The organism is Halogeometricum limi (genome assembly GCF_900115785.1).
GTDB lineage: Archaea > Halobacteriota > Halobacteria > Halobacteriales > Haloferacaceae > Halogeometricum > Halogeometricum limi.
This window is the reverse complement of the sequence record NZ_FOYS01000001.1, coordinates 268,731-287,079: the sequence shown is the minus strand read 5'-3', so window position 1 is coordinate 287,079 and position 18,349 is coordinate 268,731. Positions and strand designations below refer to the sequence as shown.

Genomic DNA, 18,349 nt, shown 5'->3' with positions numbered 1-18,349 from the left:
AACGGTTCAGACAGATAGGGGTAGCGGGATGGAACGAAGAGCTACGCCGAGTCGGGCTTCCGACCGGTAATCGCCGCGGAGACGACGTACTCGCTCAAGTCGAGCGAGTCGTCCCACTCGCGGACGAACTCGGCGCTCTCTTCTTTCGGGTCGATAGCCACGTCCACGAACCCCGCCTCGTCCAGCATCGCGCGGAGTTCGTCGACGCTCGAAGCACCGGCGACGCAGGAGGCGACGGAGTCGGGGTCCGCGCGCATCTCGACGGGGACGGGCGCGGTCAGCACCACGTCCGAGATGGCGAGTCGCCCGCCGGGTCGGAGCACGCGGTAGGCGTCGCGGAACACCTGTGGTTTGTCCGGCGAGAGGTTGACGACGCAGTTCGAGATGACGACGTCCACCGTCTCGTCGGCGGCGGGGAGATGTTCTATCTCGCCGAGGCGGAACTCCACGTTCGTCGCGTCGTTCTTCCTGACGTTGTCGCGGGCCTTCTCGACCATCTCGGGCGTCATGTCGACGCCAACGACGCGACCCGTCTCTCCGACTTCCCGCGCGGCGAGGAAGCAGTCGAAGCCCGCACCGGACCCCAAGTCGAGGACCGTCTCGCCCTCGTCGAGAGAGGCGAGAGCGTTCGGATTCCCGCATCCGAGACCCAGGTCCGCACCCGACGCGACGGCGGCCACGTCCTCGTCGGTGTAGCCGAGTGCCGTCGAGTCGCGCGACTCGGAGTCGACACCGGGGTCACAGCATCCGCCGTCGTCGCCGCAGCAGTCGCCCGCGGACTCCTCGTCGGGCGACGCCGATTCGGACCCCGTCGCGATTCGAGCGTATCGCTCTCTGACCGCGCGTCGCTGTTCGGCGGCGGTGAGGTCGCTCTCGTCGGCCGTCTCGGTCGAGTCGTTCATTCCCCGTCACCTCGCGTCGCGTCGAGTGCCGCGGCCAGTCGGTCCGCCCGTTCGGTCGTCCGGTAGTAGCGCCACGTTCCCTCCTTTCGTCGCGAGAGCAGTCCGGCGTCGACGAGGTCCGAGAGCGCGTGGCTGACCGCACTGTCGCTCACGTCGAGTACGGGCGTAATTTCGCAGACGCAGAGTTCGTCCCCGGCGGCGACGAGGAGTCGGACGATTCGGTAGCGCGTCTCGCTGCCGAGCGTCTTCAGTGCGTCCACGTCCTCGTCCGCGTCCGCGCCCGTCGGAACCGCCGCCGCCAGCGAGTCGAGTCGGGCGAGTCGCGCGTCTACGTCGGCCTCGCAACAGTCGCCCGTCTCGTCCGCGACGAGGCGGCGAAGTCTGGTCGTATCCTGCGCCATAGCTGAATAGTTGAGCATCCATTCAGATAAATATTCCGCAGAGCGAGACCGGAGTGTGAGTCGGGTGACGGTCGGCCTCGCGTGCGCTCACGCGGCACGCGGGAAGACACTATGTGAACACGAGAATCAGGGGTATTTTTAAGCCCGCTGTCGTACCTTCGGTCACATGTTCAAGGCCATCGTGAGCGCCTCCACGCTCCGGGACGCGCTGGATTCGGTGAGCGTACTCGTCGAGGAGTGTAAGATTCGACTGAACGAGGACGACCTGTCGATTCGGGCCGTCGACCCCGCGAACGTCGGCATGGTCGACCTCACGCTCGACGCCGCGTCGTTCGAGTCCTACGAGGCTGACGGCGGCGTCATCGGCGTCAACCTCTCGAAGTTAGAGGACTTCGTCGGCATGGCGAACGCCGACCAGTTGGTCGAACTCGAACTCGACGAGGAGACGCGAAAGCTCAACATCCGCATCGACGGCCTCTCCTCGACGCTCGCGCTCATCGACCCCGACTCCATCCGGCAGGAACCCGACATCCCGGACCTGGACCTCCCCGCAGAAATCGTCCTCGAAGGCGCGCAACTGGACCGCGGTATCAAGGCCGCCGACATGGTCTCGGACCACGTCCGCCTCCGCGTCGACGACGCCGAAGAGGCGTTCCACATCCAGGCGCAGGGCGACACCGACGACGTCGACTTCCAACTCGACGCCGAGGACCTCATCGACCTCACCTCCGGGACGGCCGACTCGCTGTTCTCGCTCGACTACCTGAAGGACATGAACAAGGCCATCCCGAAGGACGCCGAAGTGACCGTCGAACTCGGCGAAGAGTTCCCGGTCAAACTCCACTACCGCATCGCCGAGGGGCAGGGCAACGTCACCTACATGCTCGCCCCGCGCATCCAGAGCGACTGACGCCGTCGACTCGCGGCCTCTCCTCGGTTCTCACTCTCTCTTCGATTCGGTCTCTCACCCCGCCCGTTCGCTCCGCCACTGACACCGCCGCACGGGCCTCGGCGACGCGACTTGCGATCGACGACGAACGTCTCCATATCGTGTCATTCACCAGAAAACTCATATCAGAAGACTGTAACCAGTCGGTATGGACCGACGCGTCGTCTGTTTCATCGTCGCCGTCGGGATGCTCCTCCTCTCGTCCTCGCTTTTCGTCCTCCCGCACGCGGCGGACCCGACGTACCGCCACGCCGTGCACGCGGCCGACGCGGCGGACACCGACCGGACGGCCACCGTCGCCTACGCGACGCTGTCACCGGCGACGCAGGCGGCGTTCGACGACGCCCGGTCGACCGACGGCGTCCTCGTGGAACGCACGGCCGACCCGGCGTTCGAGGCGGGGCGAGTGGTCGTGGTCCGAGGCGACGACCGGTTCCTCGTCCGGACGACTCGCGGCCCGGCCTCGACGACGCTCGTCTGGTTGAAGCAGTCGCTGACGACGTTCGGCGTCGCGCTCTGCGGTGCGGCCGGTGTCTCGATTCGCGAGGGGCGACGGGACGGGACGTCGCCGCCGCTCTGGTTCGCGTTCGTGGGTCTCGGCGCGCTCTGGTTCGCGTCGACGGGAATCGGTACGGCACAGGGCGCGGTACTCCTCCTCGTCGTCGTCGCGGCCCAGTTCGCCGCGCTCTGGTGGGGCGTCGCGACGGCGACGGGGACCGTCGTGCCTCGACCGCTCGCCGACGACTGATACCGTCACTCCGCGCTCTCGACGTCGTCGCGTCCGGCGGCCGCCTCGCGTCCCGCGAGGATGGCGACGACGGGAATCGCCAGCAACGCGCCCGCGACGAACGGCGACCAGTAGACGAAGACGTACAGCGCCGCCATCAACGGCGGGCCGACGGTCCGTCCGAGACTCCCCGCGCCCTGCGTGACGCCGAAGGCGTTGCCCTGCTTGTCGGCCGACACCGACCGAGAGACGAGCGCGGAGAGCGCGACGTTCAGGAGGCTGTTCCCCACCGAGAGACACGCGAGAACGACGAGGAGGACGAGGACGCCGCCGGTGAACCACGCCGGACCGAACGCGGGGAGAGAGACGAACCCGCCGAGGAGGTGCGAGAACGGGAGCGTTCCGAGTGCGGCGACGAGAATCGTCGCGCCCGCGAGGGCGATTCGGCGCTCGGGGTAGCGACGCGAGAGACGTCCGACGAGGACGCCCTGATTGACGACGCCGAGGACGCCGATGTACGTCAACAGCAGTGCCGTCTGCGTCTCGTCGTAGCCGAACAAGTCGGCGGCGTACGGGATGAACATCACCTGAACGCCCGAGAACGCCACCGAGACGAGGAAGAACGCGAGGACGAGACCCCTGAGAACCGGGTCGCGGAGCGCGGAGACGAACTGCCCGACGAGCGTCGTCTGCCCGGCTTCCCCCCGCTGTCTGTCCGGTTCGGGGAGAAACGCCGCCGTCGCCGCGAGTGCGAGGACGCTCAGCCCGGCGGCGACGAAACTCGGGAGCGAGAACCGCGTCGCCGGGACGAACGGCGGGAGCACCGACTCGGCGAACGAGACGGCCTCCGCGCTGGCGGCGGCGCCGCCGAGGGCCGGGCCGAAGACGAAGCCGAGACCGAACGCCGCGCCGACGAGTCCGAGCGCGGCCGCTCTGCCCTCGGCGGGCGTCACGTCGGCGATGTACGCCTGTGCGGTGGCGATGTTCCCGCCCATCGCTCCCGCGAGCATCCGCGAGGTGAAAAGCGTCGCCAACGCCGCAGTCGTCCCGAACAGGAGTCCCACCTCCGCGGCCAGTCCGAACACGGTCCACGCGAGGACGTTCCCGAGGAGCGAGAGCATGAGGACGGGCCGTCGCCCGCGGGCGTCGGAGAGGCGGCCGAGGAAGGGCGCGAAGACGAACTGCATCACCGAGTACGACGCCGCGAGGAGGCCGATGAGCACGTCCGACACCTCGAAGCTCCGCACGTAGAACGGGAGGATGGGGATGACGACGCCGAACCCGAGCAGGTCCAAGAAGACGATGCCGACGACGATGGCGAGTGCGCGGCGCGGAGCCTCGACCGTCGGGCCGGACGGCGTCGCATCCGCCCCGCCGTCGCTCGTCGTCTCTGGAGAACTCACACCGCAGAATAGTGACACGACGGCGTAAGGATTGCGTCGAGAACGCCCGTCTCAGATTCGCTTCGGCGTGACGGCGACTCAGCGGTGTCGGTCGATGACGCGTTTGGCCGACTCGGCTTTCTCCTTCCAGCCGTAGCCGGCCTCGTAGACGTGGCGTTTGCTGTCGACCAACTGCGCGGGCGTCGCCTCCTCGAACCCGCCGCGCGCCCACGTTCCGCTGTCTTCGAGCCACGAGATGACGTTCTCTCGCGTCTCGGACCACGAGAGGCCGACCATCTCGTACCACGCGACCATCGCGAAGACGGCGTTGTCGTGACAACCGGGGACGCTCCCGTGGCGGTACAGCGTCCGCATCGGCTCTCTCGTGGGTTCGGACACCTCCTCTCGGAACTCTTCGGGCGTGAGCAGACGGAGCGTTCCGTTCCCCTCGGAGACGCGGCCGTCGCGCTTCAGTCGGTCGAGTGCGGCGCGGTGGAGGTTGTCCCAGTCGCCGTGAACCGCCGCCCGCAGGTCGTCCTCGTCGACCGGTCCCGCCGTGAGTCGGACGGCGAGGTCGGTGTACGCTTTCTCGACGTCGGGCCACGGAACCCCCTCGAACCGACAATCCACGTCGTGGAGGCTGTTCGTCGCCCGACAGTCGGGACACGGATAGTCGAACTGCGGCACGTAGTGGGGGAAGACGTGCGCCGTCTTAGGTGGTACGGTGTGGGTCGCGGTGGGCGCGCGTCGCCCTGTCGGAGTCCGGGCCAATCGTCGTGTTTATTCGGGGTCACCGGCTACGACGAGAACAGACGATGGACCCCCACCACGCTCGGTATCCGTTCTTCGACGGGGCCCGCGCCGCCGTCGGCGAGGCGGACATCTCGCCCCCGGCGCTCATCGCCGAGGACGCCCCGGCAGTCGAGCGCGGCTTAGAGCGGGTCGAACGCGCCCTCATGGAGGGCACCGTCGCCCCCGAGGAACCCCGACGATGGAGCGACCGCGAGGAACTGCTGTCGTACCCCATCGCACGCATCCTCGTCTCGCTCGTCGACACGCCCGCGGCGGTGGACAAGTACGCCGCCGCGGAGGCCGCGACGGCGCACGAACGGTTCAGCGCGGACTTCCAGACCGACGACGACGGCCTCCAGAGCACGAGTTCGCCGACCGTCTCGCTGGACAGGGTACTCCGCGAGTTCGACCTCTCGGGTGCCGTTCGCCCGGAGCGGACGGACCCGACCGACCGACGCCGTGGGGGCCGCGACCCGACGCACTACTGGGTCGGCGTGGGAGCGTACCTGACGCTCGCGTCGGCGGACTGGGGGGAGCGCTGGCGACTCGTCAACCGCGAACTCGCGACGGGAGCGGTTCGGGTGACGAACGACGAACTCCACCGACTCCTCGAAGAGGCGGTCCGACGCCGCGTCGCCGACGGCCTCCCGTTCGAGGTTCGGGGGAATTCCGCCGGCGACGAGATAGCCGAGGCACTCGACGACGAAGTCGAGTCGCTGCGGAACCTCCTGAACGACCACGACGTGGCCGGGCGAACCGACGTCGACGCCGTCGTCCCCGGCCTGTTTCCGCCGTGTATGAAGGCGCTCCTGCAACGCGCCCAGTCCGGCGAGTCGCTCCCAGCGCACAGCGAGTTCTCGCTCGTCTCCTTCCTCGTCGCGTTCGGGATGGACGCGACGGAGGTGGCGACGTTGCTCGGCGCCGACGGCGACGACGCGGACAGAATCGAGACGCGCGTGACGTACCTCGCGGACGCCGAGGGGTCGCAGTTCGCGCCGCCGTCGTGTGCGAGCATGCAGTCGTACGGCGACTGCGTGAACCGGGACGAACGCTGCGAGACCATCTCGCATCCGCTGTCGTACTACACGAGCGCCGTCCGCGACGCCGGCGAAGTTCGAGACTGGCGCGAAGCGGTCGGCGAGTGAGTCGAGGAAAAGAGGTCCCGCGAGTGAGTCGACGAGAGTGAGATTCGACGAAGCGTCGCGTCTACCTGTCGAGGAGGAAGCCGACGACAGCCATAACCAGAACGAACAGTGCGATAGTGCCGACCAACACGAGTCCACCGGACCCGGCGAGTCCGCCGTCGTTGTACGTCGCGCCGACCCCTACGATGAGAGCGATGAAGAAGCCGACGGCGACGACGGAGACGAGTATCTTTCGGCGCATCTCCGCTTCGAGAGCCATGCACCCGCCTTTCCGCGGCCGTTCTAAAAGCGCTTCGAAGAACGTTCGAGATTCCAGACGAAACGAGGGTTTAGGTTCGCTCGGAACGTATCTGAGAGTAACGCGTGAGCACTCGCTCTCGCGGTGAACAAACCATGACGCACACCCGAAACACACCCGCGTCGACAGACCGCTCTGCCCCGGCCGTCCGGCCGGTCAGACGAAAAACGACACTCCCCGCGAGTGGGTACGCGGGGCGCGCCCGTCGCGCCCGCGCGGAGGCGATGGCGGTTCGACCACTGCGCGACGGCCGGTACGTCGTCGAGACGGAGGGCGGCACGTACGTCACCGACGTCGAGGCCGGTACCTGCACCTGTCCGGACAACGCCATCAGACACGCGCGCTGTAAGCACCTGCGCCGCACGGCCATCGAGATAACCGAAGGTATCGTCCCCGCGCCCGGCGAACGCGCCGGCGTCTGCGCCGTCTGCGGCCGCCGAACGTTCGTCTCCCAGTTCGACCCCGCGCCCGCCCTCTGTGCGGCGCACGACCACGCGCCCGGCGACTTAGTGCGCGACAGGGAGACGAAGAGCCTCCTCGTCGTCGTCCGCGCGACGGGCGAACGCGCCGACGACGCGGAGACAGAACGAGGGCGAGTCGTCGCCGACTACGAGACGAACGCTCACTACGGCCGCCACGAACCCGTCTTCGAGGCCGTCTACGTCGATTCGGTTCCACTCGCCGGCGGCGTCGCCGACCTGAGAGGCAGACGCCGGTACCGGTTCCCCGCGTCTCGCCTTCGCCCCGTGGAGTCGGGGTTCGCCGACTCGGACGCCGTCCGCGGTGCGACGGGGCCGAGCGACGGACGGACCACGCAGGCGTCGCTGGTCTGACTCTCGATTCCGGTCGGACGAGTGCCCCCGGAGAGCAAAATATAGTGATAGTGACTAGTGAATATCTGACAGAAAGAGACTTCAGAACGTCAGAGAGGGTGCCTCCGGCAAGTACACTCGGTGCCGAAAGGCAATAAGTAACTAGGCTGTCAGTAATTCTGAAACGTGTCAGACGCGTGGCTGTCGAGAGGTAGTCCGGCGTATCGCGTGTCTACGCGTCGTCGGAAGCGTCGGAGACGTCGGTCAGACGGCTCTGAGCGGGGCCGCCGACGAACGACTCGAACGGTTCGCCCTCGGCGAGTGCCGTCTCTTTCTTCACCCGGTAGTTGCCGCCGTCGGTGACGTACAGGTCGCCGGGATGAAAGAAGTACCAGTCTTCTCGGTCGAACCGCACCGCGATGCGCGACTTCGCGCCGAAGTTCTGCGCGAAGTAAATGAGCGCTTCCACCTCTTCGCCCTGGAGGTAGATGGGACGGCCGGAACTGGCCTTCGCCTCGATGGCGTAGAACACCTCGCCGTTGCCCGCGAGGACGTCCGGCAGTTCCCGTTCCGTCGCGCTTCCGGACGCCGGGGCGCGCATGACCGCGAATCCCGCCTCGTCGAGTTTGTTGACGAGTTCGCGTTCCCTGCGGTCACCTTTTCGATTCGAGGACATAGCCGACTCTCGGCCGTCGCTACTCTTAAATCGGGCGAACGGCGGACGACGACGAACGCGAGAGACGGAGGCGACTCGGGGGAGGATTGATATACGGTTGCGAATAATTCACTGTATCCGATATGTCCGGGAGACGAGCGCGGAGAGAAGGAGCGTGGGGCGGCCTCGCCGTCGCAGTCGTCGGGTTCTCGCTCACCCGGTCGGCGACGGCCGCATCGACGACGAACGGGTCGACGCTCGCGTTTCTCCTCGGCGAAGCCCCCTTCCTGATAGTCGGTCTCGGACTCAGTCTGTTCGGCGTCGTCCTTGCCGTGAACGAGTGGGGCCGGACGCACGGGTGGACCGTCGCGCGGTGGTGTCTCCTCGGAACCGTCGCGACGGGCGTCGCCGTCGCCGCGTCGGTCGTCGGGAGCGAACTCGCGGGCGTACGGACGAACGCGACGACGACCGCACTCGGGTTGGACCTCCTGTTGGCCGGTGCGGTCGGCGGCGCACTCACGGGCGTGCAGGTGTCGCGGCGGCACGACCAACAGCGTGACTTGGCGGAGCGGACGACGCGACTGACGCTGTTGAACCGCATCCTCAGACACGAGGTGTTGAACGGCGTCAACGTCGTTCGCGGCTACGCGAGCCTCGTCGGCGTCGAGACGGACGGCGGCGAACACGCGTCGGACCCGAGAGGCGTCATCGAACGGAGCGCCGACCGAATCGGCGACGCCGTCGACGAGGTGACCGCCCTCACGCACCCGGACCCCCTCGCACCCGTCTCGGTGGCGGCCGTCGTCGAATCCAGCGTCGCGGCCGTGTCGGAACGACATCCCGACGCCGAGATTCGATACCAGAGAGCGATGGTCGACGACGTCGACATCTGCGCGACGACGCACGTCGCGGACCTCTTCGAGCACCTGTTGCGCAACGCCGTCGAACACAACCCGAAGTCGAACCCCGCCGTCGCCGTCACCGCGGAGGTGGGATGGCGTCGGGTCAGTATCACCGTCGCCGACGACGGGCCGGGGATGCCGGACGCACAGCGTCGCGTCCTCCGCGACGGGTCGCTCCCCGAGTACGACGACCCGACTGCGGGGTTCGGGGTGACCGTCGTCCGACTCCTCGCCGAGGAGTCTGGGGCGCGCGTCGACGTCGGACCGGGCATCGACGGCGACGGTACCGGGGTGACGCTCACCTTCCGTCGCCACCAGACGCCGGACGGTCACGACCCGACCGCGGTCGGTGGTCTCTCGACGGGATGGGTCCGAGACGCCGCCGTCGCCTCGGTGGTCGCCGGCGGTGTGATGGGACTCCTCCTCGACTACGCAGCGGGTTCGCTCCCCGTCATCGGGTCGCTCTACGGCGTCGCCTCGCCGTTCGTCGGGTGGACGACGCACCTGTTTCACAGCCTCGTCTTCGGCGTCGCGTTCGCCGCCGCCCTCGCGACGCCGCGCTTCGCGCGATACCGGCGGCGACTCCACCTCGCCTCCCTCGCCGGTGCGGGCTACGGCGCGGGACTCTCGCTCGTCGCCGCGGGCGTCGTGATGCCGCTTTGGCTCCGCGCACTCGGCGTTCCGGCCCCGGTTCCGAACCTCTCGTCCGTCGGATTCGTCGGTCACCTCGTGTGGGGAGTGACGCTGGCCGGACTGCTCGTCGCCCTCCGTCGCAGGGGGTAACGGCAAGAGCGACTATAGGCCCCCCGCCCGACGACCCGACTAGATGCCCGAGACAGACGGTGGCGAGAACTTCTCGTCGGGGAGCGAGCAGACTACACGACGGTCGATTCTCGCAGAGCAGATAGAGGAAGGAATCGGAGAACTAGAACGGCCCTCGGGAGGGTTACTCCTCTCGGCGCTCTCGGCGGGACTCGACGTCGGATTCGGCCCGTTTCTCATGGTTACCGTCGCGACGCTGGCGTCCGGCGTCTGGACGGAGGCGACGATGAGTATCGTCCTCGCGAACCTCTACGCCGTGGGGTTCATCTTCGTCGTCCTCGGGCGGTCGGAACTGTTCACCGAACACACGACGCTCGCCGTCCTCCCGGTCATCGACGGCCGCGCGTCCCTCTCCGAGTTGGGGCGACTCTGGGGACTGGTCTACGCCGGAAACATCGTCGGCGCGTCGTTGTTCGCCGGTATCGTCGTCCTCGTCGCGCCGGCGTACGGCATCGTCGACCCGTCGGCGTTCGTCGACATCGGGAAGAAACTCGTCGGCCACCCGCCGCTCGTGATGCTGTCGGCGGCCATCCTCGCGGGGTGGCTGATGGGACTGCTCTCGTGGTTGGTCGCGGCCGCCCAGGAGACCATCAGCCGGGTGTTCTTCGTCTGGATTATCGCGACGACCATCGGCATCGCCCACCTCCCGCACTCCATCGCGGGAACCGTGGAAGTGCTCGCCGCCGTCCTCGTCGACCCCGCGATGGGGTTCGCCACGTTCGGTGAATTCCTCGTCCTCTCGACGGCGGGCAACGCTATCGGCGGGTCCGTGTTCGTCGCCCTCCTGAAGTACGGCCACGTCGTCCGCGAGGCGTAGACGGCGAACCCGCGACCAAAAGACAGTTATCCGATACGTCGAATCGGTCGGCCGTGAATCCCCAGTACAGACGCGCCCTCCTCTTCGCCGTCCTCGGCGTCCTCCTCCTCGGCAATCACGTCTACGCTTATCCGGACGGCGTCTCGTCGGAGGAGCGAATCACCTACGAAGCGACCGAAGCCGACGGCGTTCCCGACGCGGAGTACGTCCGGACGACGGTGGACGTGAGACGATGTTCGTGGACGCCCATCAGGTCGCGGACGTGCGCCTTCGAGCGTTCCCTGGACGACGGGGGAGCGCTCCGCGTCCCCGTCGGCGACGAACCGACGAGAGAGACGTACGCCGCCCACGACTTCGTCCGCACGCCCGAGGGCTACTTCCGGCCGAACACGACGCTCGAAGACGGGGCGCTCGTTCTCCGACTGGACCCCGTCTCCGAATCGACGGTGAGAGATGCGCTCGCGACTGAATTCGACAGAGCACCGGAGTACGTCCAGACGGCGATACGTGAGGGCACGGTCACCGTCAACGAGGACGACGTGTACGAGGAGAGTCGGTTCTACGTCGTCCGCGACGGAACGTACTACCTCGTCGAACCGACGGCGAACGAGTACGTCGTGACCGGATGGGGGTGGCGCGACCCACCGCACATCGCCGTCGAAGCGATTCGACTCGGCGGGTGGATAGCCGGCGTCGCTCTCCTCGTCCGCGCGGGCGAGTGGTCCGAACGGGGCCGGCGAGAAGCCGAGTGAGCGGTACCCGTCCGACCGAAGAGCTGTCAGTCGTCCCACACCAGCAGCGTTATGCGCCCAGCCGTGCTACCGTCGCTCATGGCCCTCCGACTCCTCGAACGACTCCGCGCCCTGTTCGCGACAGAGCGGTCGGGAGACAGCGTCTGGGACGCGATTCCGCGGTGGCAGTACGACGGACGCCACGTCGAATCCGGCGGACTGACGCGGAGCGAACAGGAAGACGCGTTGGCGGACGTGCAGCGACAAGCCGAAGCGCGCGAGCGTCGGAACTCCCGGTGAGAGTGTTAGAAACCAGAAGTTTATACCGGTAGACGGTGGAATCCTGTCGTATGTACACGATGTCTACGAGTGATTTCTCCGTACATACGCGAGACTGCGACGAGGTGGGGTCGGGGATGCCGATATCGGACCTGCCGGACGAGGTGACGTCGCTTGACGACCTGGAGTGCGAGTGCTGGAGCGGTTTCGACTCGTTCGAGGAGATAGCGTAGCGGCGTCGGGAGTACGAGTGGGTGAAAACCTCAGCGTTCGTATCCGATATTCGACAGAACGTCGGCGAACGCCGCCTCCGTCGACTCGTCGAGTGCGGCGGTTCGCGTCCGCATCTCGTCCGTGAACGCGGCGTCCGAAATCTGGTCGAGGTTCGTCCGCACGGTGAAAATCGACGCCTGACACGCCGAACGAGCGAGGAACGCACCCGTGCCCGCGTCGGGGACGGCGTTCTCCGTCCCGCGTTCGGTGACGAGCGTCGCCGACTCGACGACGGACAGGCACGCCTCGGCGATGGCGAGGGGGACGCCCGTCGCGCGCTTCGCCTCGGCGGTGGCGGGTCCCGACGAGAGCGCCGCGAGCAACTCGTCGACTGCCTCGGCGTCGCTGTCGGCGAGCGTCAGGAGGTGGTGCCGGCACGCCGCGAGTTCCTCGCGGGCGTCGCGCAGTTCGTCTCCGGCGTCGTCGGGACGCTTCGCGAGAGTGTGGATACAGACCATCTCGCAGAGTGCGGCCCCCGTCGCCCCGACGACGGCCGCCGCCGACCCGCCGGCGGGCGTGACGCGTTCGGACGCGACGCCGTCGAGAAACGAACCGATAGTCGACTCCTCGAAAGACATGCGTGGTCGTGAGTCGACGGGTCGCCAGTTAGAAGTTGTCCCGACTGCGGCGAAGCGGGATTTGCGCGGGTCGTCTACGTTCCGTGGCTCCAGCTACCCATGTACTCGCGCTGTTCGTCCGTGAGCGCGTCTATCTCGACGCCCTCGGCGGCGAGTTTTATCTCCGCGACTTCCACGTCGAGTTCGTCCGGGACGTCGTGGACGCCCGCGTCGTAGGCGTCGGCGTTCTCCACGAGTTCGCGGACGCAGACGGCCTGCACGCCGAACGACTGGTCCATCACTTCGATGGGGTGGCCCAGCGCGATGGGCGAGGCGAGGTTGACGAGACGCCCCTCCGCGAGCACGTTCAGTTTGCGGCCGTCGTCCATCTCGTAGGCGCGGACGCCGTCGCGGGCGTCGTACTCGTCGACGGCGAGGTCGGACAGCGCCTCTAAGTCTATCTCGATGTCGAAGTGGCCCGCGTTCGAGAGAATCGCGCCGTCTTTCATCACCTCGAAGTCCTTCTCGGTGACGATGTCGCGGTTGCCCGTCGTCGTCACGAAGATGTCGCCGACCTTCGCCGCTTCGTTCATCGGCATCACGTCGTAGCCCTCCATGTGCGCTTCCAGCGCGCGGCGGGGTTCGACTTCGGTGACGATTACGTTCGCGTTCTGGCCGGACGCCTTCTTCGCGACGCCCTTGCCGCAGTAGCCGTAGCCCGCGACGACGACGTTCTTCGAGGCGAAGGAGACGTTCGTCGTCATCGCGATGTTCGCGAGCGACGACTCGCCCGTGCCGTGGACGTTGTCGAACAGGCGCTTCATCGGCGTGTCGTTGACGGCGAAGACGGGGTATTCGAGCGCGCCGTCCTCGTCCATCGCGCGGAGGCGGTGGACGCCCGTCGTCGTCTCCTCGGCACCGCCGACGATGGTGTCGATGAGTTCGGGGTAGTCCTCGTGGATGGCGAACACCATGTCCATCCCGTCGTCGACGGTGATGGTGGGTTCGTGCGAGACGACGGACTCGATGGCGTCGTAGTACTCGTCCTCGTCGACGCCGCGGACGGCGTAGGAGGTGATGTTCTCGTGCGCGTCGAGCGCGGCGCTCACGTCGTCGTGTGTCGAGAGAGGGTTACAGCCGGTGATGGCCACCTCCGCGCCGCCGAGGGCGAGGAGTTCGACCAGGTTGGCCGTCTTCGCCTCGACGTGCATCGCCATGCCGATGACCTGTCCGTCGAGGGGTTTCTCGGCCTCGAACTGGTCGCGCAGTTCGTTCAGGATGGGCATGTGCTGCAGCGCCCAGTCCATCTTGCGTCGACCTTCGGTGCGAGCGCTCTCGACGTCGTCGAGATGCTCGGAGATTGGGGGATAGTCGCTCATGGGCGGAGGTTTGGGGAGGCGATTCAAATCAGTACCGAAGGCGGTGTCTGACGTGAATCCAGCGAGGTGGGACCGAGTTCATCGACAGATGGTGTACTGCAGCACTCGTCGAAGACGACAATTTTTCGATAGATAGAAGTCGCAGTGAAAATCTCTTCTGATAGAATATATGTCTGACAAGAAAGAACTTACAGCAACACAACAGGCGATTCTCTACAAGAAAAAGGACCATCCAGACTGGGCTAACACGGAAATTGCCGAATCGGTTGGGTGTTCCGATTCACACGTTTCGAGTACGCTGAAACGGTGGAATCCAACCGAGATGAATTCGGATGGTACCGTCGGTGGGTCGAAGAACCCGTCGCTACTGTTCTGGTTCCTCGTTCAGGCTCCAATTGGAATTGCGATTTGGTTTCTGAAGGCTAGTATCGCAGTCACGCTCACAAGCATCAAGCTGACCCTCGGGTTGACTCTCTGGGCTATCGAACTACCGTTCCGGATTCTCGGGGCGCTGTTCGGGTCTTCCAAATAAATCAGCCAATTTACCAGGAAGCGAAAGTCGGCGGACCGGGGTTACCCGGCCCGCTCTGCCAACGCGTCCGCCCGTTCTCTCGCTTCTTCGACCACTCGCTTCTCGTCCAGCGTCAGCACCGCTCCGTCCTCCATCAGCACCTGCCCGTCGCAGACGGTGTGGCGTACGTCCGACCCGCGGACGGCGTAGGCGAGGTGGCTCACCACGTCGTGGGCGGGCGCGAGGTGCGCCGCGTCGAAATCAACGACGGCGATATCGGCGGGCGCTCCGGTCTTGATTCGACCGCCGGGGAGTCCGATGGCGTCGGCGCTTCCGGCCGTCGCGGCGGTGACGGCCGCTTCCGCGGGGACGGCGGAGGCGTCGTCCGCGCCGAGTTTGCCGAGCATCGCGGCGTCGCGCAGTTCGTCGAACACGTCCAAGTCGTTGTTCGAGGCGGCCCCGTCGGTTCCGATACCGACGTTGACGCCCGCGTCGAGCATCTCCTGGACCGGCGCGATGCCGGAGGCGAGTTTCATGTTCGAGGCGGGGCAGTGGACGACGCTCGTCCCGCGCGCGGCGAGCAGTTCTATCTCCTCTGTGTCGACGTGGACGCCGTGGGCGACGAAGTCGTCCTCGGTGAGCATCCCCAGGTCGTCGGCGTACGACAGCGGTCGCTTCTCGTAGTCGTCGACGATGGGTGACACTTCGTCCGTCGTCTCGTTCGCGTGGAAGTGCAGCGGAATCCCGTCCTCGCGGGCCGTCGCCGTCGCCTCTCGGAGGAAGTCCTCGCCGACGGTGGTGAGCGAGTGGGGCATGAACGCCGTCCGCACTCGCCCGTCGGCGGCACCGTCGAACTCGCGGGCGACCGAGAGGCTCTCTTCGACGTCGGCGGCGGCGTCCTCGTCGTCCTTCGCGACGGTGACGACGCCGTGGCCGAGGCGGGCGCGGACGCCCGACTCCTCGACGGCGGCGACGACTTTGGGCACCTCGAAGTACATGTCCGCGAACGCCGTCGTCCCCGAGCGAATCATCTCGACGATACCGAGTTCCGTCCCGGCGCGGACGTCGTCGGCTTCGAGGGCGGCTTCTGCGGGCCAGATGTCCTCGCGAAGCCACGACCCGAGCGGTTTGTCGTCGGCGTAGCCTCGCAGGAGCGTCATGGCGACGTGCGTGTGCGCGTTGACGAGTCCGGGCATCACGACACAGCCCTCGGCGTCCAGCGTCTCGTCGGCGTCGTAGTCGGCGGCGGCGTTCTCGCCCACGTCGGCGACGTTCCCGGAGTCTCGGTCGACGACCACGTCCGCGGGTTCGACGCGACAGTCGGGGCGGAGGACGCGCCCGCCGATGATACAGAGCGTGTTCACGGACGGCCGTACCGACGGCTTGCGTATCACTCCATCGGGTTCGGACGCGAGCGCCCCGCTTCGAGACGGTCGAAACGCGATTTCTCGCGCGGAGCGCCGCCGAACGGACCGATTCCCGAGGTGCGAGAATCGCCGACCCCACTTACGCCGAGCGAACACCGAGACGATGGTAACATCGGCGCGTCGTCCCGGCGCGTCGGCGGGAGCGACAGATGACCGAGACACGAACCCAGATTCGAACGTACGTCGATTCGCACCCGGGCGTCCACTTCAACGGCCTCGTCCGGTCGTTGGACCTCGCCCCCGGACAGGTCCAACATCACGTCCGCCGCCTCGTCGAGACGGGCGAACTCGCCCGCGAGGCGTTCTACGGGCGAACGCACTACTACGGCCCGGCGGTCACCGCGTGGGAACGCGCCGCCATCGCCCTCTACCACCGCGAGACGGCGCGGAACGTCCTCGACGCACTCCTCGAAGACGGCGAGGCCCGACCGGCCGAACTCACGGAGGAAGTCGGCGTCGCCCGGAGTACGCTGGAGTGGCACGTCGGCCACCTCGAAGCCGAGGGCGTCGTCCGAAAAGAGCGCGACATCCGAAATCGCGTGACGCTCGTCCTCACGCGCCCGGCGGCGACCGAAGCCGTCGTCTCCCGTCTCGACACGGACCGCGTCGTCGCCGTCGAACACGGCGCGGAGACCGGTGGTGGCGGAACCGCGGAGCGACCGGTCGACGCCGACTGACCGCTCTCGTCGGGAGCGAAAGGCGTAGGTCACGCCGCCGTGAGAAGACGGTATGCGTATCGCCGTGCCCAACAAGGGGCGTCTGCACGACCCGACCGTCGAACTCCTCGAACGCGCCGGACTCCACGTGAAGAACGGAGCGGACCGAAAACTGTACGCCGACACCGTCGACCCCGACGTGACGATTCTGTTCGCTCGCGCCGCGGATATCCCCGAATACGTCCGCGACGGGGCTGCCGAGGTGGGCATCACCGGACTCGACCAGATGCGCGAGTCCGGCCACGAACTCGACGAACTGGTCGACCTGGAGTTCGGTTCGTGCCGGTTGGTCCTCGCCGCGCCCGAAGACGGCGACATCACGTCCGTCGAGGACGTGGCCGGCAAGACGGTGGCGACGGAGTTCCCCACCGTCGCCCGCGACTACTTCGCGAAGAAGGGAATCGACGCCGACGTCGTCGAGGTGACGGGCGCGACGGAACTCACCCCGCACGTCGAGATGGCCGACGCCATCATCGACATCACCTCGACGGGGACGACGCTCCGCGTGAACCGCCTCGCTATCGTCGACGAAGTGCTTGAGTCGTCCGTCCGCCTGTTCGCGCACCCCGACGTGGTCGACGACCCGAAGGTCGAACAGTTGGTGACGGCGTTCCGGTCCGTCCTCGCCGCAGAAGACAAACGCTACCTGATGATGAACGCGCCGCGCGACCGACTGGACGACATCCGCGAGGTACTGCCGGGACTGGGCGGCCCGACGGTGATGGACGTGGCCGGCGACGACGCCGTCGCCGTCCACGCCGTCGTCGACGAACGGCACGTCTTCGAGGTGGTCAACGACCTGAAAGACGTCGGCGCGTCGGGCATCCTCGTCACCGAGATAGAGCGGTTGGTGGAGTAGGCGTCCCGTCCCGGTGACCCGGCAGCGAAGTCAGCCTCGCCACCGCAACTCCGGCGCGAACACGCCGGGCGCGAGTCGAACCTCGCCGTACCGCCATCGGACGTACCAGACGACGAGGCCCGTCCCGAGGACGACGGCGGCGACGCCCAACAGTCCCGCTTCGGGGCCGAACGCCCCGCCCGTGAAGACATCGGGACCGGTTTCCGCGGTGTCGATGACGTTCGCGCCGACGCCGAGTCCGCTGACGGCGAAGCCGTACACGCCGCCCTGAGAGAGGTTCCACGAGATATGAATCCCGATGGGGATGGCGAGTTCGTCCGTCAGGAGATATGGCAGTCCCAGTAGCACACCGGCGAGCGAGATACCCAGCGCACTCACGAGCGTCGCGTTCGGGTTCGAGAGGTGTGCGACGCCGAAGAGGACGGAGGAGACGAGGATGGCGACGGCCGCCGCCGCACCGCGGGAGACCGACTGGGCGAACCCCTCGGCGACGTTCGTGAGGAGGTAGCCGCGGACGAGGAGTTCTTCGGAGATACCGACGCCGAGAAACTGGACCGTCAGGAGGGCGAATCCGAGGAGGAACCCGCGCGACCCGCCGGTGAACGTTCCCTCGACGCGAACCCACCCGGCCGCGAGGGCGACGACGAAGATGGCGGTCATGAGAACCCCACCGAGGACGAGGCCGAACCCGAGGTCCAGCCACCAGTCGCGGTCGAACCCGAGTCCGAGGTCGGCTATCGTCCGGCGGTCGACGACGACGGCGAGGCCGAACGTGAGGGCGGTGAGGAGCACAAACTGCGCGAACGAGACGACGGTCGACGGCGGCCCCGCCGGCCCGACGACGAGTGCGACGACCAGTCCGGCGACGACGAGAGCGGCGAAGAGGACGACGACGGCGAGAATCAACCGAACCGGTGCCGTCGGACGGCGTTCCTCGCCGTTCCAGACGAGAGCGACGAGACGGGCGCGGCGTGTCGGGCGCGGAGCGTTCACACCGGTCGTTCGGACGGGTT

The 18,349-nt window shown here is 67.1% G+C and carries 22 protein-coding genes; 12 read left to right on the top strand and 10 right to left on the bottom strand.

Annotated elements, in window-relative coordinates:
- Positions 1–41: 41 nt before the first annotated feature.
- On the bottom strand, positions 42–902 hold the full coding sequence (gene arsM / locus BM282_RS01495) for an arsenite methyltransferase (RefSeq protein ID WP_089876111.1): 861 nt from the start codon (positions 900–902) through the stop codon (positions 42–44).
- On the bottom strand, positions 899–1,303 hold the full coding sequence (locus BM282_RS01490; RefSeq protein ID WP_089876100.1) for an ArsR/SmtB family transcription factor: 405 nt from the start codon (positions 1,301–1,303) through the stop codon (positions 899–901). Before BM282_RS01490 ends, arsM begins: the two co-directional genes overlap by 4 nt.
- Positions 1,304–1,469: 166 nt before the next feature.
- On the opposite strand from BM282_RS01490, the gene BM282_RS01485 reads away from it, so the two are divergent.
- Together BM282_RS01485 and BM282_RS01480 are read left to right on the top strand one after the other, a co-directional pair.
- Positions 1,470–2,213: a DNA polymerase sliding clamp gene (locus BM282_RS01485; protein WP_089876098.1), complete on the top strand. Its 744-nt coding sequence runs from the start codon at positions 1,470–1,472 to the stop codon at positions 2,211–2,213.
- A gap of 187 nt (positions 2,214–2,400) precedes the next feature.
- Positions 2,401–3,000 (top strand): hypothetical protein, encoded by a 600-nt coding sequence (locus BM282_RS01480; RefSeq protein WP_089876096.1) that lies wholly within the window; start codon positions 2,401–2,403, stop codon positions 2,998–3,000.
- A gap of 5 nt (positions 3,001–3,005) precedes the next feature.
- On the opposite strand, the gene BM282_RS01475 is transcribed toward BM282_RS01480, so the two are convergent.
- Both BM282_RS01475 and BM282_RS01470 read right to left on the bottom strand, forming a co-directional pair.
- On the bottom strand, positions 3,006–4,382 hold the full coding sequence (locus BM282_RS01475) for an MFS transporter (RefSeq protein WP_089876094.1): 1,377 nt from the start codon (positions 4,380–4,382) through the stop codon (positions 3,006–3,008).
- A 78-nt stretch (positions 4,383–4,460) separates the two neighbouring features.
- Entirely contained in the window at positions 4,461–5,048 is a 588-nt protein-coding gene (locus tag BM282_RS01470; RefSeq protein ID WP_089876092.1) for a DUF7474 family protein, read from the bottom strand.
- Between the two features lie 128 nt (positions 5,049–5,176).
- Between BM282_RS01470 and BM282_RS01465 the strand changes: the two genes are divergently transcribed.
- Positions 5,177–6,298, top strand: a complete 1,122-nt coding sequence (locus tag BM282_RS01465) for a DNA primase large subunit PriL (RefSeq protein ID WP_089876090.1) — start codon at positions 5,177–5,179, stop codon at positions 6,296–6,298.
- A gap of 61 nt (positions 6,299–6,359) precedes the next feature.
- On the opposite strand, the gene BM282_RS01460 is transcribed toward BM282_RS01465, so the two are convergent.
- Positions 6,360–6,557 (bottom strand): DUF7472 family protein, encoded by a 198-nt coding sequence (locus BM282_RS01460; protein WP_089876088.1) that lies wholly within the window; start codon positions 6,555–6,557, stop codon positions 6,360–6,362.
- A 134-nt stretch (positions 6,558–6,691) separates the two neighbouring features.
- Here BM282_RS01460 and BM282_RS01455 point away from each other — a divergent pair, with 134 nt between their 5' ends.
- The gene (locus BM282_RS01455) at positions 6,692–7,429 is read left to right on the top strand and encodes an SWIM zinc finger family protein (RefSeq protein ID WP_089876086.1); all 738 of its coding nucleotides are present in this window, start codon (positions 6,692–6,694) and stop codon (positions 7,427–7,429) included.
- A gap of 211 nt (positions 7,430–7,640) precedes the next feature.
- Here BM282_RS01455 and hjc read toward each other — a convergent pair whose 3' ends face one another.
- Complete coding sequence (gene hjc, locus BM282_RS01450; protein ID WP_089876084.1) at positions 7,641–8,084, bottom strand: Holliday junction resolvase Hjc; 444 nt, start codon at positions 8,082–8,084, stop codon at positions 7,641–7,643.
- A gap of 122 nt (positions 8,085–8,206) precedes the next feature.
- On the opposite strand from hjc, the gene BM282_RS01445 reads away from it, so the two are divergent.
- The 5 genes from BM282_RS01445 (at position 8,207) to BM282_RS18350 (ending at position 11,847) form a co-directional block, all read left to right on the top strand.
- Positions 8,207–9,748 (top strand): ATP-binding protein, encoded by a 1,542-nt coding sequence (locus BM282_RS01445; protein ID WP_089876082.1) that lies wholly within the window; start codon positions 8,207–8,209, stop codon positions 9,746–9,748.
- A 43-nt stretch (positions 9,749–9,791) separates the two neighbouring features.
- Positions 9,792–10,604 (top strand): formate/nitrite transporter family protein, encoded by an 813-nt coding sequence (locus BM282_RS01440; RefSeq protein WP_089876080.1) that lies wholly within the window; start codon positions 9,792–9,794, stop codon positions 10,602–10,604.
- A gap of 53 nt (positions 10,605–10,657) precedes the next feature.
- On the top strand, positions 10,658–11,356 hold the full coding sequence (locus BM282_RS01435; protein WP_089876078.1) for a hypothetical protein: 699 nt from the start codon (positions 10,658–10,660) through the stop codon (positions 11,354–11,356).
- A 78-nt stretch (positions 11,357–11,434) separates the two neighbouring features.
- A complete protein-coding gene (locus BM282_RS01430; protein WP_217642682.1) occupies positions 11,435–11,635 on the top strand; it encodes a hypothetical protein in 201 nt (66 codons plus the stop codon).
- A gap of 50 nt (positions 11,636–11,685) precedes the next feature.
- Positions 11,686–11,847, top strand: a complete 162-nt coding sequence (locus BM282_RS18350) for a hypothetical protein (RefSeq protein WP_175501331.1) — start codon at positions 11,686–11,688, stop codon at positions 11,845–11,847.
- Positions 11,848–11,877: 30 nt separating this feature from the next.
- Here BM282_RS18350 and BM282_RS01425 read toward each other — a convergent pair whose 3' ends face one another.
- On the bottom strand, positions 11,878–12,465 hold the full coding sequence (locus BM282_RS01425) for a cyclodeaminase/cyclohydrolase family protein (protein ID WP_089876074.1): 588 nt from the start codon (positions 12,463–12,465) through the stop codon (positions 11,878–11,880).
- A 74-nt stretch (positions 12,466–12,539) separates the two neighbouring features.
- Positions 12,540–13,823 carry an adenosylhomocysteinase gene (locus tag BM282_RS01420; protein ID WP_089876072.1) on the bottom strand — a complete coding sequence of 428 codons (1,284 nt, stop codon included), beginning with the start codon at positions 13,821–13,823 and terminating at the stop codon, positions 12,540–12,542.
- A 169-nt stretch (positions 13,824–13,992) separates the two neighbouring features.
- Here BM282_RS01420 and BM282_RS18075 point away from each other — a divergent pair, with 169 nt between their 5' ends.
- Positions 13,993–14,355, top strand: a complete 363-nt coding sequence (locus BM282_RS18075) for a hypothetical protein (protein WP_139229665.1) — start codon at positions 13,993–13,995, stop codon at positions 14,353–14,355.
- Positions 14,356–14,396: 41 nt separating this feature from the next.
- Here the strand turns inward: BM282_RS18075 and BM282_RS01410 are convergent, their stop codons facing one another.
- Positions 14,397–15,698, bottom strand: a complete 1,302-nt coding sequence (locus tag BM282_RS01410) for an amidohydrolase (RefSeq protein ID WP_089876068.1) — start codon at positions 15,696–15,698, stop codon at positions 14,397–14,399.
- Between the two features lie 212 nt (positions 15,699–15,910).
- On the opposite strand from BM282_RS01410, the gene BM282_RS01405 reads away from it, so the two are divergent.
- Together BM282_RS01405 and hisG are read left to right on the top strand one after the other, a co-directional pair.
- Positions 15,911–16,438 (top strand): winged helix-turn-helix transcriptional regulator, encoded by a 528-nt coding sequence (locus BM282_RS01405; protein ID WP_089876066.1) that lies wholly within the window; start codon positions 15,911–15,913, stop codon positions 16,436–16,438.
- A gap of 52 nt (positions 16,439–16,490) precedes the next feature.
- Positions 16,491–17,336, top strand: a complete 846-nt coding sequence (gene hisG / locus BM282_RS01400) for an ATP phosphoribosyltransferase (RefSeq protein WP_089876063.1) — start codon at positions 16,491–16,493, stop codon at positions 17,334–17,336.
- A 30-nt stretch (positions 17,337–17,366) separates the two neighbouring features.
- Here hisG and BM282_RS01395 read toward each other — a convergent pair whose 3' ends face one another.
- Positions 17,367–18,329, bottom strand: a complete 963-nt coding sequence (locus tag BM282_RS01395; protein WP_089876061.1) for a CPBP family intramembrane glutamic endopeptidase — start codon at positions 18,327–18,329, stop codon at positions 17,367–17,369.
- Positions 18,330–18,349 lie beyond the last annotated feature (20 nt).

Excerpts from the sequence above, each read along its gene's own strand:
- BM282_RS01485 (WP_089876098.1), top strand. The coding sequence starts at position 1,470 with ATGTTCAAGGCCATCGTGAGCGCCTCCACGCTCCGGGACGCGCTGGAT.
- BM282_RS01425 (WP_089876074.1), bottom strand. The coding sequence starts at position 12,465 with ATGTCTTTCGAGGAGTCGACTATCGGTTCGTTTCTCGACGGCGTCGCG.
- BM282_RS18350 (WP_175501331.1), top strand. The coding sequence starts at position 11,686 with ATGTACACGATGTCTACGAGTGATTTCTCCGTACATACGCGAGACTGC.
- BM282_RS01430 (WP_217642682.1), top strand. The coding sequence starts at position 11,435 with ATGGCCCTCCGACTCCTCGAACGACTCCGCGCCCTGTTCGCGACAGAG.
- BM282_RS01490 (WP_089876100.1), bottom strand. The coding sequence starts at position 1,303 with ATGGCGCAGGATACGACCAGACTTCGCCGCCTCGTCGCGGACGAGACG.
- BM282_RS01445 (WP_089876082.1), top strand. The coding sequence starts at position 8,207 with ATGTCCGGGAGACGAGCGCGGAGAGAAGGAGCGTGGGGCGGCCTCGCC.
- BM282_RS01440 (WP_089876080.1), top strand. The coding sequence starts at position 9,792 with ATGCCCGAGACAGACGGTGGCGAGAACTTCTCGTCGGGGAGCGAGCAG.
- BM282_RS01455 (WP_089876086.1), top strand. The coding sequence starts at position 6,692 with ATGACGCACACCCGAAACACACCCGCGTCGACAGACCGCTCTGCCCCG.
- arsM (WP_089876111.1), bottom strand. The coding sequence starts at position 902 with ATGAACGACTCGACCGAGACGGCCGACGAGAGCGACCTCACCGCCGCC.
- BM282_RS01460 (WP_089876088.1), bottom strand. The coding sequence starts at position 6,557 with ATGGCTCTCGAAGCGGAGATGCGCCGAAAGATACTCGTCTCCGTCGTC.
- hjc (WP_089876084.1), bottom strand. The coding sequence starts at position 8,084 with ATGTCCTCGAATCGAAAAGGTGACCGCAGGGAACGCGAACTCGTCAAC.
- hisG (WP_089876063.1), top strand. The coding sequence starts at position 16,491 with ATGCGTATCGCCGTGCCCAACAAGGGGCGTCTGCACGACCCGACCGTC.
- BM282_RS01420 (WP_089876072.1), bottom strand. The coding sequence starts at position 13,823 with ATGAGCGACTATCCCCCAATCTCCGAGCATCTCGACGACGTCGAGAGC.
- BM282_RS18075 (WP_139229665.1), top strand. The coding sequence starts at position 13,993 with ATGTCTGACAAGAAAGAACTTACAGCAACACAACAGGCGATTCTCTAC.
- BM282_RS01465 (WP_089876090.1), top strand. The coding sequence starts at position 5,177 with ATGGACCCCCACCACGCTCGGTATCCGTTCTTCGACGGGGCCCGCGCC.
- BM282_RS01480 (WP_089876096.1), top strand. The coding sequence starts at position 2,401 with ATGGACCGACGCGTCGTCTGTTTCATCGTCGCCGTCGGGATGCTCCTC.
- BM282_RS01405 (WP_089876066.1), top strand. The coding sequence starts at position 15,911 with ATGACCGAGACACGAACCCAGATTCGAACGTACGTCGATTCGCACCCG.